The sequence below is a fragment of the Dorea formicigenerans genome (assembly GCF_025150245.1).
GTDB classification, from domain to species: Bacteria; Bacillota; Clostridia; order Lachnospirales; family Lachnospiraceae; genus Dorea; species Dorea formicigenerans.
Genome location: NZ_CP102279.1, coordinates 2,348,807 through 2,363,719 on the forward strand (window position 1 = coordinate 2,348,807; position 14,913 = coordinate 2,363,719).

17 protein-coding genes are annotated in these 14,913 nt (G+C 40.6%); 3 read left to right on the plus strand and 14 right to left on the minus strand.

The window, feature by feature from the left end; translation table 11 throughout:
- Positions 1 to 59: 59 nt before the first annotated feature.
- From purD to pyrF, 13 genes are all read right to left on the minus strand, one after another.
- Positions 60 to 1,334 (minus strand): phosphoribosylamine--glycine ligase, encoded by a 1,275-nt coding sequence (gene purD / locus NQ560_RS11370; RefSeq protein ID WP_040015592.1) that lies wholly within the window; start codon positions 1,332 to 1,334, stop codon positions 60 to 62.
- Between the two features lie 82 nt (positions 1,335 to 1,416).
- Complete coding sequence (purN, locus tag NQ560_RS11375) at positions 1,417 to 2,040, minus strand: phosphoribosylglycinamide formyltransferase (RefSeq protein ID WP_005334453.1); 624 nt, start codon at positions 2,038 to 2,040, stop codon at positions 1,417 to 1,419.
- Positions 2,034 to 3,059, minus strand: coding sequence for a phosphoribosylformylglycinamidine cyclo-ligase (gene purM, locus NQ560_RS11380; RefSeq protein ID WP_005334455.1), 1,026 nt, complete (start codon positions 3,057 to 3,059; stop codon positions 2,034 to 2,036). The genes purN and purM overlap by 7 nt, the downstream gene beginning before the upstream one ends.
- A 48-nt stretch (positions 3,060 to 3,107) precedes the next feature.
- Entirely contained in the window at positions 3,108 to 3,620 is a 513-nt protein-coding gene (gene purE, locus NQ560_RS11385; RefSeq protein WP_005334457.1) for a 5-(carboxyamino)imidazole ribonucleotide mutase, read from the minus strand.
- A 42-nt stretch (positions 3,621 to 3,662) separates the two neighbouring features.
- Positions 3,663 to 5,711: an aminopeptidase gene (locus tag NQ560_RS11390; RefSeq protein ID WP_005334459.1), complete on the minus strand. Its 2,049-nt coding sequence runs from the start codon at positions 5,709 to 5,711 to the stop codon at positions 3,663 to 3,665.
- Complete coding sequence (locus NQ560_RS11395) at positions 5,712 to 6,059, minus strand: DUF6142 family protein (protein ID WP_005334460.1); 348 nt, start codon at positions 6,057 to 6,059, stop codon at positions 5,712 to 5,714.
- Complete coding sequence (locus NQ560_RS11400; protein ID WP_005334462.1) at positions 6,043 to 6,507, minus strand: VanZ family protein; 465 nt, start codon at positions 6,505 to 6,507, stop codon at positions 6,043 to 6,045. The genes NQ560_RS11395 and NQ560_RS11400 overlap by 17 nt, the downstream gene beginning before the upstream one ends.
- A gap of 56 nt (positions 6,508 to 6,563) precedes the next feature.
- Complete coding sequence (locus NQ560_RS11405; protein ID WP_005334464.1) at positions 6,564 to 6,716, minus strand: hypothetical protein; 153 nt, start codon at positions 6,714 to 6,716, stop codon at positions 6,564 to 6,566.
- A 76-nt stretch (positions 6,717 to 6,792) separates the two neighbouring features.
- Positions 6,793 to 7,473 carry an orotate phosphoribosyltransferase gene (pyrE, locus tag NQ560_RS11410; protein WP_005337048.1) on the minus strand — a complete coding sequence of 227 codons (681 nt, stop codon included), beginning with the start codon at positions 7,471 to 7,473 and terminating at the stop codon, positions 6,793 to 6,795.
- Between the two features lie 124 nt (positions 7,474 to 7,597).
- Positions 7,598 to 7,957, minus strand: coding sequence for a fluoride efflux transporter CrcB (gene crcB / locus NQ560_RS11415; RefSeq protein ID WP_005334467.1), 360 nt, complete (start codon positions 7,955 to 7,957; stop codon positions 7,598 to 7,600).
- Positions 7,958 to 8,045: 88 nt separating this feature from the next.
- Complete coding sequence (locus NQ560_RS11420; RefSeq protein ID WP_005334469.1) at positions 8,046 to 8,948, minus strand: dihydroorotate dehydrogenase; 903 nt, start codon at positions 8,946 to 8,948, stop codon at positions 8,046 to 8,048.
- Positions 8,948 to 9,733, minus strand: a complete 786-nt coding sequence (locus NQ560_RS11425; protein ID WP_005334470.1) for a dihydroorotate dehydrogenase electron transfer subunit — start codon at positions 9,731 to 9,733, stop codon at positions 8,948 to 8,950. The genes NQ560_RS11420 and NQ560_RS11425 overlap by 1 nt, the downstream gene beginning before the upstream one ends.
- Before the next feature lies 1 nt (position 9,734).
- A complete protein-coding gene (gene pyrF / locus NQ560_RS11430) occupies positions 9,735 to 10,661 on the minus strand; it encodes an orotidine-5'-phosphate decarboxylase (protein WP_005334472.1) in 927 nt (308 codons plus the stop codon).
- Positions 10,662 to 10,960: 299 nt separating this feature from the next.
- On the opposite strand from pyrF, the gene NQ560_RS11435 reads away from it, so the two are divergent.
- From NQ560_RS11435 to NQ560_RS11445, 3 genes are all read left to right on the plus strand, one after another.
- Positions 10,961 to 12,070, plus strand: coding sequence for an ABC transporter ATP-binding protein (locus tag NQ560_RS11435; RefSeq protein ID WP_005334474.1), 1,110 nt, complete (start codon positions 10,961 to 10,963; stop codon positions 12,068 to 12,070).
- A gap of 103 nt (positions 12,071 to 12,173) precedes the next feature.
- Positions 12,174 to 13,100, plus strand: a complete 927-nt coding sequence (locus tag NQ560_RS11440; RefSeq protein WP_040015593.1) for a PucR family transcriptional regulator — start codon at positions 12,174 to 12,176, stop codon at positions 13,098 to 13,100.
- Positions 13,093 to 13,593, plus strand: a complete 501-nt coding sequence (locus NQ560_RS11445; protein ID WP_005334477.1) for a hypothetical protein — start codon at positions 13,093 to 13,095, stop codon at positions 13,591 to 13,593. Before NQ560_RS11440 ends, NQ560_RS11445 begins: the two co-directional genes overlap by 8 nt.
- 117 nt (positions 13,594 to 13,710) lie before the next feature.
- On the opposite strand, the gene NQ560_RS11450 is transcribed toward NQ560_RS11445, so the two are convergent.
- Entirely contained in the window at positions 13,711 to 14,907 is a 1,197-nt protein-coding gene (locus NQ560_RS11450) for a S41 family peptidase (protein ID WP_040015688.1), read from the minus strand.
- Between the last annotated feature and the right edge of the window lie 6 nt (positions 14,908 to 14,913).

The following is a 14,913-nucleotide window of genomic DNA, read 5'->3' on the forward strand; positions in this document are numbered from 1 at the left end:
ATCCTTTTGAAATGATTTGTCAAGTTTTTACTTCCAGTCAAACTTCCGATAATAGTAAACTAAGCTTCATCAATAGCTTTTCCAATATCATGTCTCATATACTTATTGTCAAATTTTACCCATTCTGTTGCTGCATAGGCATTAGCTCTCGCTTCTTTCAAGTCCTTTCCTTTTGCTGTCACACCAAGGACACGTCCTCCGTTTGTAACGATCTGGTCTCCGTCAAATTTTGTTCCGGCATGGAAGCAATAGTAACCATCGTGTTTATCAAATTCCTCCAATCCTGTGATTGGCAGACCTTTGTCATATTTTACCGGATATCCGTCACTTGCAAGCACGACACACACTGCTGCATTGTCTTCGAACTGAAGGTCGATCTGATCCAATGTTCCATCAATGCAGGCTTCCATGACTTCAATAATATCATTCTTCATTCTTGGAAGTACGACCTGAGCCTCCGGATCTCCAAATCTGGCATTATACTCCAGTACTTTCGGTCCGTCTGGTGTCAGCATGAGTCCGAAGAAAATAATTCCTTTGAATGGGCGGCCTTCTGCTTTCATGGCATCGACTGTTGCCTGATATACATATTTGTTGCAGAAATCTTCAACTTCCTTTGTATAAAATGGACTTGGTGAAAATGTTCCCATTCCTCCAGTGTTGAGTCCAGTATCTCCATCTCCGGCACGCTTGTGATCCTGAGCACTTGTCATGGTCTTAATTGTGTTGCCATCTACAAAAGAAAGTACGGAAACTTCACGACCTGTCATAAATTCTTCAATGACCATCTCATTTCCTGCAGAACCGAATTTCTTATCCAGCATAATCTTTTTGACACCATCTTTTGCTTCCTCCAGTGTATTGCAGATCAAAACTCCTTTTCCAAGAGCCAGTCCATCTGCTTTTAATACAATTGGAAATTTTGCCTCTGTCTCCAGATACTTAATTGCCGCATCCGGATCTGTAAAATTCTCATATGCTGCAGTTGGGATATTGTATTTTTTCATTAAATCTTTTGAAAATGCTTTGGAGCCTTCCAGAATTGCTGCATTTTTCTTTGGACCGAATGCACGAATCCCTGCTGCTTCCAGTTCATCTACAAGGCCACCTACAAGCGGATCGTCCATTCCTACAATTACAAGATCTACTTCTTTTTCCTTAGCAAAGGCTACAATCTTATCGAACTCCATCGCTCCGATAGGTGCACATTCTGCCAGTGCTGCAATTCCGGCATTTCCCGGTGTACAGTAAATCTTATCGACCTTCTCACTCTTTGCAACACTTTGTGCAATTGCATGCTCTCTTCCGCCGCCACCTACGATTAATACTTTCATTTTATTCCCTCCTGCTGCTTTTACGATATAGGTTTTCATGTATCAAAACGAACTGCAAGTTTCCCTACAGTTCGTATTCTTACTATATAATATGAGTTCTTCCATCCTCTACTTTTACTTTTCCATTTGCGATCAAGTCAATTGCTTTTGGAAGTATCTTCCACTCTGCCTGCTCCATGACACGTCTCTGCAATACTTCCGGTGTATCTCCTTCTTCAACTTCCACTGCCTTCTGTAAAATAATCGGACCGGTGTCTGTTCCTTCATCTACAAAATGAACCGTCGCGCCCACAACTTTGACTCCTCTTGCGAGTGCTGCCTCATGAACTTTCAATCCATAATAGCCTGTTCCGCAAAATGACGGAATGAGAGACGGATGGATATTAATGATGCGATTGCGGTATTTTTCAATCATTTTTGGCGGAATCACTACAAGGAATCCTGCCAGCACAATCAGATCTGGATTCAGTTCATCCATCTTCTCCAGAAATTTCTGATTGAATATTGCTCTGTTGGCATAATCTTTTGGGGAAATGCAGCAATTTGCAATTCCATGTTTTTTAGCCCGCTCAAGTGCATATGCATTTTTATTATTGCTGATCACGCCTGCAATCTTCGTATTCGTAATTGTCCCATTTTCCACCGCATCAATAATAGCCTGAAGATTCGTTCCGCCACCAGATACAAGAACTACTACATTTAACATAATGTAACTCCCTTTTCTCCAGCCTCAATATGACCAATCACATACGGTTTGTCTCCTGTTGCTTTAATTGCTTCCATAGTCTTATCTACATCAGCCGGATCAACTGCAACAATCATTCCGATACCCATGTTGTATGTATTATACATCGCATGCTCATCAACATTTCCATCTTTTGCAAGTTTTGTGAAAATTGGCGGGATTGGATAGCTGTCTTTTTTAACAACCGCTTTCACTCCATCAATCAGCATTCTTGGCACATTTTCATAGAAACCGCCACCTGTAATATGGCTGCATGCTTTTACAGTCACACCTGCATTTTTAATGCTCTTTAATGCTTTCACATAAATTCTGGTCGGAGCAAGAAGTGCCTCGCCAAGTGTTGTTCCAAGATCATCATAATATGTGTCCAGAGACTCTTTTGTCATGTCAAATACTTTTCTTACAAGAGAAAATCCATTGCTGTGCACTCCTGTAGATGCCATACCGATCAGAACATCTCCGTCTTTTAAATTCTCACCTGTGATCATATCCTTCTTATCACATACACCAACTGCAAATCCTGCCAGATCATACTCATCCTCCGGCATCAGTCCCGGATGTTCCGCAGTCTCGCCACCGATCAGTGCTGCTTCTGACTGGATACAGCCTTCTGCCACACCACTTACAATAGAAGCAATTTTCTCTGGGTAATTCTTTCCACATGCAATATAATCCAGGAAGAATAATGGTTCTCCACCTGCACAAGCGATATCATTTACACACATTGCAACTGCATCAATTCCGATAGTATCATGCTTGTCCATGATCATAGCCAGTTTTACTTTTGTTCCACATCCGTCTGTTCCTGAAAGAAGAACCGGCTCTTCCATTTCTTTAATCTTTGCAAGAGAAAATGCACCGGAAAATCCACCAAGACCGCCAAGTACTTCTTCGCGCATAGTTTTCTTTACATGCTCTTTCATAAGTTCTACTGATTTGTAACCAGCCTCGATATCCACACCTGCATTCTTATAATCCATAACTCGTCTCCTTATGTACGTTTATTGTATTTTTATTTACTGATCTTTTTACTTAGATGCCAGATATGCCTCATATCCAACTTCATCTAATTTTGCTGCTTTTGCTTTCACTGCCTCTTTCTGTCCGGTTGTATAATCTTTTAACTTCTGAAGTAATGCGTCATCGGAAGCTGCAAGGATCTTTGCCGCAAGAATCGCTGCATTCTTTGCTCCGTCAATTGCTACTGTTGCTACCGGAACTCCCGGCGGCATCTGCATAATAGAAAAGACTGCGTCCATTCCGTCCAGATTCTTTCCCGAAAGCGGAACCCCGATAACCGGAAGGGCAAACAATGCTGCACACATTCCCGGAAGGGCCGCTGCCATTCCAGCTCCCGCGATCATAACTTTCATTCCGCGTCCTTCTGCACTGCGTGTCCACTCGATCAGTTCATCCGGCTCACGGTGTGCGGAGATGATTGTCATCTCATAATCAATTCCTAATTCTTCCAGCATGACTGCTGCTTTGCTCATGACCTTAAGGTCTGAGTCGCTTCCCATTATAATTCCTACTCTTGGCATAGCATTCACCCTTTCTTATAAGTTCAACAAATAAATCATACCCTATTTATTAGAATTTTTCAATGGTTCATTTAAAATCTCTGTGCCAGGAAGCACAAATATTCCGTCACGGATAATTTCTATCTCTTTTCCATCCGCGCATTCTACGGTAATACTCTTCAATTCTTCATAAGGAATCGTAATATCTGTATGACAGTGGAAATATGCTGCTGAGACGTCTTCTTTTCTCTGAATGGATACCGAATTATCTCTTGCCACAATTTCTTTGCCATTTGGATTGTATACTTTAATGTCCTCTGCCCAACTATAGCATGTGTCGCCAACTGCAAAATGCGGTCCCATTTTCTCGGCGATCAGAATTGGCATCTTATCGGCAATATTGTATTTCTTCGCTGCTACATACGCAGTCGTGTTCGTACCGATTGCAAATTCGCCAAGCGGCAATGTCGGGTGACGATAAAGAACATTATCTAAAAAGTATTCTTTATTCTCCAGTTCATGTTCAAAGTTCTTGCAGCTGTAATCTGCCACCATTCCATTTGAAAACGTTACTTCCAGATCTTTGTATAATAGTTCATTCAGGTAAACCTGACTTACATGAAGAACCCCGTTCGTTCCTTCCAGAACCGGTGATGTAAAAACTTCTCCCACTGGGATGTTAACATCTGCCACGCAGTTTTCAAAAATCGTCTCCTTCTTTGGATCTTTCAATTTATAAAGCTGCACCCGAAGATCTGTATGGTTACCGTTGTTTCCAAGAATGTGCACACTTGTTCCCTGATCTAATGCATCAATAATGGTCTGTTGAACCTTCTCATAAACTTTTGCATCTAATGTATTGATCTTGATAATCTCATCAAAAATCTCTTCGTACTGATCTCCAATCTCCGGAACAGGATACGCTACGATTGTGAAACTTCTCTCGTCTCCCGGAATATAGCTATTTACAATCTGACTGGATTTACTGTCATATTCAAGCGAGATTTCCTTCTGCTTATCATTAAGTTTTACCGCCTCTGATTTTGACACTGGTGTAAATGGCTCCTCGCCAAATGTCTCCATGCATGCCGGACCTGCATGACGTCTTGCCAGGTCTTTATACTGTTTGTAAGTTGTCCGCATGACTTCCAGCTTCCGTTCCATGAACTGACGATCTAAGATCAGTGCCTGATCGTCCTTGTGGTCATACTCGTACTGCTTATTTGCAATACCTCCGTAATATCCGATTTTCAAATGTTGCCTCTTTGTAAGGACACTGACACCAGCGCGGTAAATCGTCGGCTTTAGTCCCATTTTCCGAAAATTCTCAATAGCAATCCGAATCACCCGCTCGAACCCAAGCGTATAGCGAATATTGACTGTTGCTTTCTTTGACAGATTCTTGCCTGTATTTACAAATCCAATCCGGTAACCTTCTGTATACACATCTGCCATTTTCTGTATTGTCTCAAGTGGCAGCTCATTCAGGTGCATGGCAGTGCGCTTCTCGTTTTCACTGACATACTCTCCGTAATAATAGAGATAACGCACATCATTAAAATCACTGTTCATAATCAGATCCGCAGCAAAATTATCTTCCGGGTCAATCTGTTCTTTGATGCGGTCTGCCAAAAATACGTCACAATAATCGCTGGCATACCAATAAATCGTCTGTCTCACATGCTCATATTCCGGCTCGTTTTCTTCCTCAAACTGATTATAAACTTCAATGAATAATTCAAACAAAATATCTAGATATTCTGTTTTCTTTTCAAATGCATATGGAATCACACCACGAAGTTCTGTATATAGAAAACTCAAAAGCCGGCCGTATTCTATGCCGAATTTTTCTGTTGCAAATGCCGGATTGGCATAACTTGTCTTATAATGCTCTCCAAGCACGTCATCATACAAATGTGTATTCCAACACTCTAATTCTTCAATTGAAAACTTATAATACTCACCATTTTCAATTTTTTCTTTTAATTTATCAACTAAAAGTGCAAAATCAGCCAGTGTCCGGAAATAATCCCGGTATTTTTCACTGACTGTATTTTCACCCTTTATATTCTCAATTCTCTCGATTGCTAATTCATATCTCATCTCTGTCATCTACACAAGCCCCCTGATAAATATTGCTGCAACTCCTGCAAGAACCAATCCATTTACCCCGATTCCGACTTTGCAGGTTATGTATTTCTTATCTCGTTCATTCAGACCCCGAAGTCCGAGTCTGAATCCATAAACTGCCAGTGCAAGCAGTGCAAAACAAAGAAATCCTACGATTATATTTACATTCCCCTTCATCAGAAATGACACAAGAATCATCACAATTAAAATCACTGCACAAAGCACAGCCATCATGCAGGATTGGATTCCCTTTCTCGCATGTTTCAAAGTCTTCTGGCCATATTTTGTATTTACACGTCTGCTTCGTTTTTTCTTATCTTTTCCGAACATGTCTCCTCCTTATTGCTACACAGGTCACAAATATAATATGACCTGCAACTCCTCCGATCGTGTTAAGTAGAATATCATCTACGTCGAAACTTCCGACTTTCGTAAGAAGCTGAAATATTTCTACACACAAGCTTAATCCAAAGCTCCAGAACAGTGTAGCAAAACAGCTACGATATTTGCTTGCCATAGGTAAAAAGAACCCGAATGGTATAAATATAATTACATTTCCAAACAGGTTCGTGAACATGGCAAAAAATCCCAATTGATGCCGGTACTGCCAAAATCTTTTGATTTCTTTGAACAGGACGAGATTATAATGGTATTCCTGCATCTCGCCCGTTCTGCCATACCAGTCGGAAAATATAAGAAAATATATCAGGAACCCGATGTAAAGGACAAATAATACTTTTCCAAGTCCTCTGAGTGCCTTTCTTTTTCTGGAATTCAAAAATATTGCTTCCTTTCCGTCCAGTCAAATGTCTTATCCTCTGATCTTATCAGATTTTAAAACGTAAGTCCTTTTTTGTCTTTTAATAACTTTGCTCCGCTGACAATGGAGATAATTCCTGCAGCCACGCCTGTGACCATCACAATGATCCCGACTGTGATTCCGGCCGCACCTGCAAGGCTCATTGTCTTATATGCCTTCTCGTTCATATTATCCTCTTTCTATTTCTTATCATTCAAACCCTGTCAGGGCTTTGTGATGCCTACGGATTGCTACGTGCTTCATTTATTTTGCACCGTACTGCTCATAGTATGCGTCGATTGCTGCCTTCAATGTATCGTCGATGACAACTTTTCCCTGACACTCTTTGTTATACAGATGCTCTACTACATCTGCCATACTTACAATTGCTGCTGTTTCAAATCCATACAGGTCTTTGATCTCATCAAGGGCACATTTTTCTCCGCCTTTTCCAACTTCCATACGGTTCAAAGATACCATAAGTCCTACAATTGTAACATCAGCAGCTCCCTTTACCTTCGGAACAGTCTCTTCCATAGATTTTCCGGAAGTTGTTACGTCCTCGATCATAATCACACGGTCACCATCTTTTAACTTGCTTCCAAGAAAGCTTCCCTTATCTGCACCGTGATCTTTCTCTTCCTTACGATCAGAACAATAACGAACCTCTTTTCCATATAATTCACTGTAAGCGATTGCTGTTACAACTCCAAGCGGGATTCCCTTGTATGCAGGTCCGAACAGTACATCAAAGTCATCTCCATATGTCTCATGAATTGCTTTTGCATAATACTCTCCGAGCTTCTTAAGCTGTGAACCAGTCACATATGCTCCCGCATTCATGAAGAATGGGGACTTTCTTCCACTCTTTAATGTGAATTCTCCAAATTTGAGCACATCGCTCTCTACCATAAAGTCAATAAATTCCTGTTTGTAAGCTTCCATTGTTATTCTTCCTCCATATTCTACAGGTGCATATACCTGATACGTTCTTTTATTTCTTTCTATCTTACCATACACTGTAGACATTTTCAAACTGTAACTGTTCCAAAAACTTATCGATTCTTCTCTACAAAAACTGCGTAAGCACTACTGCCAACATGCCTCCTGCCACACTAAACACAATATACAGTAGTCCACTAAGAATATCACCTTTTTGAATCAATGTCACGGACTCTAATGCAAATGTAGAAAATGTAGTAAAGCCTCCACACACACCAGTTTTTAACATCAATGTCATCTCCGGAGAAAGTTTACTGTATTTTCCACTTAGCATCACAATAATTCCAATCAAGAAACAGCCCACAATATTAGTAAGCAATGTTTTTATCGGGAATCCATCACCACACTCCATCGGAAGCATGCTCACTCCATAACGGAGCATAGACCCAACCATACCACCAATACCAACTAAAAATACATTTAACATTTCTTTTGCCTTTCATACAAAATGCCACTGAAAATTACATTCTGCAATCTCAGTGGCATTTTAACACTATTTTTATACCGTTTTTATACTACTCCACAATGCCAACCATGTCAGCCACGTTCTCAAAGCCGTTTTTCTTCATATAGGCTTCGATTCCGTCAATGACTTCCATAGTCACTGCAGGATTATGGAAGTTTGCTGTTCCGACAGATACTGCGCTCGCTCCTGCTAAAATAAACTCAATTGCATCTTCTGCACTTGCGATTCCGCCCATTCCGATGATTGGAATATTGACTGCATGTGCTGCCTGATATACCATGCGCACAGCTACCGGTTTCACGATTGGACCTGACACTCCTCCTGTCTTATTTGCCAGCGCAAATGTCTTGCGGTTGATGTCAATCTTCATACCTGTCAATGTATTAATTAGAGAAATTGCATCTGCTCCACCCGCTTCTGCAGCTTTTGCTATCTCAGTAATATCTGTTACGTTCGGTGTCAGTTTCATAATGATCGGCTGTTTTGCGATTTTCTTAATATCTGCGGTAAGCTTCTCTACATTCTTTGCATCCTGCCCAAATGCCAGAAATCCGGCGTTAACATTTGGACATGAAATATTGATTTCCATCATATCAATCGGCTCATCTGCCAGACGTTCTACAACTCTGAAATATTCTTCCGGTGCATGACCGCATACATTTACAATAATCTTCGTGTCATACTTCTGAAGATAAGGAATATCTCTTTCGCAGAACAGATCAATTCCAGGATTCTGAAGTCCGATTGCATTCATCATACCGCCGTAAACTTCTGCCACACGCGGGGTCGGATTACCAGCCCATGGCACATCAGCTACACCTTTTGTCGTGATAGCTCCCAGTTTATTCAGATCCACAAATTCAGAAAATTCTTCTCCGGAACCAAATGTTCCAGATGCTACTGTAACCGGATTCTTCCATTCTACTCCGGCGATGTTTACATTCATATTCATTAAATTTCCACCTCCGTAGCAAGGAATACCGGACCATCTTTACAGATTCGCTTGTTGCACACATTGCTGTGGGCATCTTTCTCTTTTGTCTTGCACACACAGCCAAGACAGGCACCAATTCCACATGCCATACGCTCTTCCAGAGATATATAGCATACAATCTTATGTTCCTCGGCATACTGCTTGATCGCACGAAGCATAGGAGTCGGTCCACAGGCATAGATCATATCCGCTTCCAGTCCATTTTCACGGATTGCGTCCATAACATTTCCCGTTGTTCCGACACTTCCATTCTCTGTGGAAATGTATAACTCACCGTTCTGCTCGAACTCTTCCTTTAAAAATGTCTGTGCATCACGATAGCCTACGACAATCTGTTTTTTGTCGCATTTCATCTGTTTTGCAAGTTCCAGAATCGGTGGTACACCAATTCCTCCACCCATAAGAAATACTTTCTTTCCTTCAGCCGCTTCAAACGGGAATCCATTTCCAAGAGGTCCGATGATCGGGATTGCATCTCCTGTTTTTAACTTTGAAAATTCTTCTGTTCCTGTATTCTCTCCAGTCACTCTGTATACAACACGAAGGCGACTGTCTTCTTTGTTAATCTCACAGATACTGATCGGACGAGGCAATAACTTTGTCGCATCCTTTGTATACATAGAAATAAACTGTCCAGGTCTGGCGCTCTGCGCTGCCTCTGTATGAATCCACATACTAAAAATATCATCAGCGATCTGCTCCTGAGAAACAACCATTGCCTGTTCTTTTTTCTTATCCGCCATCTTATCTTGCCTCCAATGCGCCTCTAATATCAGCAACCATGTCCTCTACTGCTGCTCTGGATGCATCTGCAAATGCTTCTTCACCATAGTTTGCGTATTTTTCCTGCTTGTATGCCGCAATGATTCCACGAGAAGAGTTTACGATTGCTCCAAGACCATCTTCATTAAAGAAATGTACCAGATCTTTTCCTTTTCCTCCCTGTGCACCATATCCCGGCACAAGGATGTAAGATTTCGGCATCACTTTACGAAGTACTTTCCCCATCTCCGGATAAGTAGCTCCGACAACTGCTCCAATGTAGCTGTACTCGTCACCCATGCAGTCTTCTCCCCACTGTGCAACTTTTTCACCGACCAGCTCATAGAGTGGACGTCCGTCGATCATCTGATCCTGGAACTCTCCACTTGACGGGTTAGAAGTCTTAACAAGGATAAAAAGACCTTTCTTTTCCTCTTTGCATACATCTATAAACGGATTCACACCATCAGATCCAAGATATGGATTGACTGTCACAAAGTCCTCATCAAATGGTGCGTAAGTCTTGCTTCCTACCTGCACTTTACCAATATGTCCAACCGCATAAGCAGAAGATGTTGATCCGATATCTCCACGTTTGATATCTCCGATTACAACCAATCCTTTTGATTTACAGTAATCTACTGTTTTCTTAAATGCAACAAGTCCCGGAATACCGAACTGCTCATACATAGCGATCTGAGGTTTCACAGCTGGAATCAGATCATAAGTCTTGTCCACAATTTCCTTATTGAACTGCCATATAGCCTCTGCAGCTCCCTCAAGTGTCTCACCAAACTCAGCAAACGCCTTCTTCTGGATATGCTCCGGAATATATTTTAACATTGGATCCAGACCAACCACGATCGGTGCGCCCGTCTTCTTAATATTCGCAATTAACTGATTAATCACAATCTCATCCTCCTGCTTCTATCTTTATTACTTTTGTTAGAAATTACATATTTAATTTATTTTACCACACTAGTAGCTCACTTGACAAGAAATCAATCCCTCTTTGCATTTTAAACAGTTAATCTAATATTTTATCAAATAATCTTTATAAAACAAAATATCAGATTCAACTAGTCAAAATGTACATCATTTCACCAATTTTTTAGTCACTGCTTACATTGTACCTCCCTCCCATTTGTTCTATACTGATATCAGATTACAAGAGAACTATTTATTTTCTTTAAGGAGGATTACACAAAATGGCAAGTTTATCATTAGAGGGAATCCAGAAAGTATATTCTAATGGATTCCAGGCAGTTAAAGACTTCAATCTTGAAATCGCTGACAAAGAGTTCATCATCTTCGTTGGACCTTCCGGATGTGGAAAATCAACAACACTTCGTATGATCGCAGGTCTTGAGGATATTTCCGGCGGTACACTGAAGATTGACGGAAAAGTAATGAATAATGTAGAGCCAAAAGACAGAGATATCGCTATGGTATTCCAGAACTACGCTCTTTATCCACATATGACAGTATATGACAACATGGCATTCGGACTGAAACTTCGTAAAGTACCAAAAGACGAAATCGACAAAAAAGTTCGCGAGGCAGCAAGAATCCTCGACCTTGAGAAACTTCTTGACCGTAAGCCAAAAGCTCTTTCCGGTGGACAGAGACAGCGTGTTGCTATGGGACGTGCAATCGTTCGTAAACCAAAGGTATTCCTTATGGACGAGCCTCTTTCAAACCTGGATGCAAAACTTCGTGTTCAGATGCGTATTGAGATTGCAAAATTGCATGAGAATTTAGGTGCTACAATCATCTATGTAACACATGACCAGACAGAGGCTATGACTCTTGGTACAAGAATTGTTGTTATGAAAGATGGAGTTGTTCAGCAGGTAGATACACCTCAGAACCTCTATACAAAACCATGCAACCTGTTCGTAGCTGGATTCATCGGATCACCTCAGATGAACTTCTTAGATGCTGAAGTTAAAGTTAACGGATCTGATGTTACACTTTCTGTTGGTGGACATGAGCTTCCAGTGCCAGCTGATAAAAAACAGGCTCTCATCGATAAAGGATATGCTGGAAAGACAGTTATCCTCGGAATCCGTCCGGAGGATGTACATGTTGCAGCTACATTTACAGGTGAGAATGCAGGTACTGTTCACTCTACAATTAACGTATATGAGCTTCTTGGAGCTGAAGTATTCTTATACTTCGATGTTGCAGGAACTCAGGTAACTGCAAGAGTTGGTTCCGGAACAGAGCTCAGAAGCGGAGATAAAGCTTCCTTCACATTTGACATGAGCAAGATTCATATCTTCGACAAAGAGACAGAGTTGACGATTGCAAACTAATCGTATAAAATAACAATAACGGTTCTACTGTTATGGAAGATACAATGAAAGAGCTGTACGAAGGTGCAGCTCTTTCTAATTTATGCAAAAGAGGGTTATTTTTATGGAGCAATCTCAGGAACTTTCCAAAGCATTAGAAGAGCTTACACGGGCAACCGGCATCGCTTTGGATATTCACATACAACCGGAAGCTTCCAAAGAGAAGATAGACGAGTCAATCCGGCAGATTCGTTCTCTTTGTGCTGCTTATAAAGAGAAGTATAACAAGAATTATTTTTTGTTAAATCTCATGACAGGTACTGCACAGGATTGCGAGATTAGTGAACGTGCTGCCAGATTACATATTCGTGCTGTAAAACCTCGTTATCTTTTTTTGCTCGAATCCTCAAAAAAAATGGACGAAACAGTTACAGAGGTATTGAAACAGTTGTTTCCATTTCAAGAAAAAATATATCTCGTTCCTGTAAATGAATTTCAACTTGCAATGCTTTATCCGGTAAAAGATGGCTGCACATCCGAAGATATTCACGATCTGGCACATACCATGATCGATACTCTAAGTATGGAAGCGCTGACTCATGTACAGATTGCCTACAGCGATCTTATTCCCGATCTGCACGCCTTGCCTTCTGCTTATAAACAGACTGCGCTTGCATTGAGAGTTGGTAAACTTTTTTATTCAGAACAATCTGTATTTCCTTTTAATAAGTTAGGGATTGGACGATTGATTCACGAGTTGCCTGAAAAACTTTGCGAAGATTTTCTTTTTGAGATATTCGGTGGTATAACTTCCGAACATTTAGATAAGGACACTTTAGCTGCCATCGACAAATTCTTCCAGAACAACCTGAACATTGCAGAAACTGCACGACAGCTTCATATGCATCGCAATACACTTATTTACCGACTGGAACAAGTCGAAAAAAGAACAGGTCTTGACCTTCGTCAGTTCGAGGACGCTATGACCTTTAAAATTGCGATCATGATACTGAATTACTTACAATCAGAAAGGAATGTTTCACATGAATGATAATTTTCATGAACAACTTATAACAAAAAAACAAAAAGGAAATCCGTTAGTTATTCGCATCATCGTTGTAGTTTTCATAATTTTATTTTTAACGATCGGTGCTCTGTTTCTAGGATTTCTGTCTATTATCATTGCTGTAGTACTTGGTGTCACTGCTTATTTTTACATTTTTCCAAATCTTAGTGTTGAGTATGAGTATTCACTGGTCAACCATGAACTGGACATCACCGCAATTTACAGCAAGTCAAAAAGAAAAGAACTCTGCTCTTTTGATATCAAAGAAGCTGAGATGATTGCTCCAAAAGGATCCAGTAAGCTTGCTTCTTTTAAGCCAGTAAAAACCTGTGATTATACTTCCGGAGAGGGAAATGCGGCAATTTATTCCATCATTATTTTTCTAAATCAGCAGATGTATAATATTCTGATTGAGCCTGACGAAAAAATGATTGCCGGAATCCGGCCGTGGATGGGATCAAAATTTTCACAGTTTTAACTAAAAAAGGTCCACCGGACCTTTTTGTCGTATGCTTGGCAACTTAATTGGGGACGTAGCATTTTAAAAGTTTGCTACGTCCCCATCTGCGATTAACGGTGTCCCCAATTGAGCTGCTTACTGCATCTCTCCCTGTAGGGTTTCAATTGCTTTATTCAACTGATTATCTGCTTCCGGATTGTTTTCATCTGCCTGATAATCAATTGCTACATCCGGTGTAATTCCTTTTCCATCAATATCCTGACCTTTTGCCGTAAAGTATTTGGCAATTGTAAGTTTCACACAAGTTCCGTCTTTCAAATCAAAGATCTGCTGTACAACACCTTTTCCATAAGTTTGCGTTCCCACAATTGCACCCAGATCATAATCCTGGATCGCACCTGCAAAAATCTCAGAAGCACTGGCGCTATATTGATTTACAAGAACAGTCATTGGAATATCGATTTGATGCTCTTCATCTGATGTGAAGTCTTCTTCTTTTCCGTTTTTGTCTTGAGTATATACAATCTTTCCTTCTGGAAGAATCTCATCTAATATTTTACACACAATACTCAGACTTCCGCCTGGATTACTTCTCAAATCTACGACCATTCCTTTCATTCCCTGGTTTTTCAGGTCATTATAGGCATTCTTATATTGGTCATATGTCACGGAATCAAATTCTGTAATTCTAAGATACCCAATTCCATTATCTAGCATCTTAGAGCTTACTGTAGGATACTCAATCGTATCGCGGGTTGCTGTTACTGCAACCTCTTCTCTGTCGTCACCTCTAAGAACTGTCAAATTAACATCCGTTCCCTTTTCTCCTTTTATCTTACTGACGACTTCTGTCAGATCTTTTCCTGTCACTTCCTCATCTTCTACTTTATAGAGAATATCATTATCCTTCATTCCAGCCTGTTCTGCAGGTGAACCTTCATATACCTGACTGATGGTAATGATTCCAGTCTCCTTATTCTGCGACATCACCGCACCAATACCGTCATATTCTCCATCTGTAGATTCCTGAAAACTCTTCGTAGCTTCTTCATCATAATATACAGAATACGGATCATTCAATCCGGCAATGTATCCTTCGTAAATTCCCTGCTGAAGTTCATCTTGATCTACATCTTTCAGATAATACTGGTTAATCAAAGATTCCAGTTTTTCCAGCTTTTTATCGGTCTCTGAACTGATTGCTTCTGTTGTATCTTTCTCTCCACTGTTGCTGTTTTTTGCTTTTAATCCACATGATACCAGTCCTGCTGCCAATAACATGGCAAGGGCGCCACAAAGCGCCCCCTGTAAAAATCCTTTTTTATTTTTCATATTTTT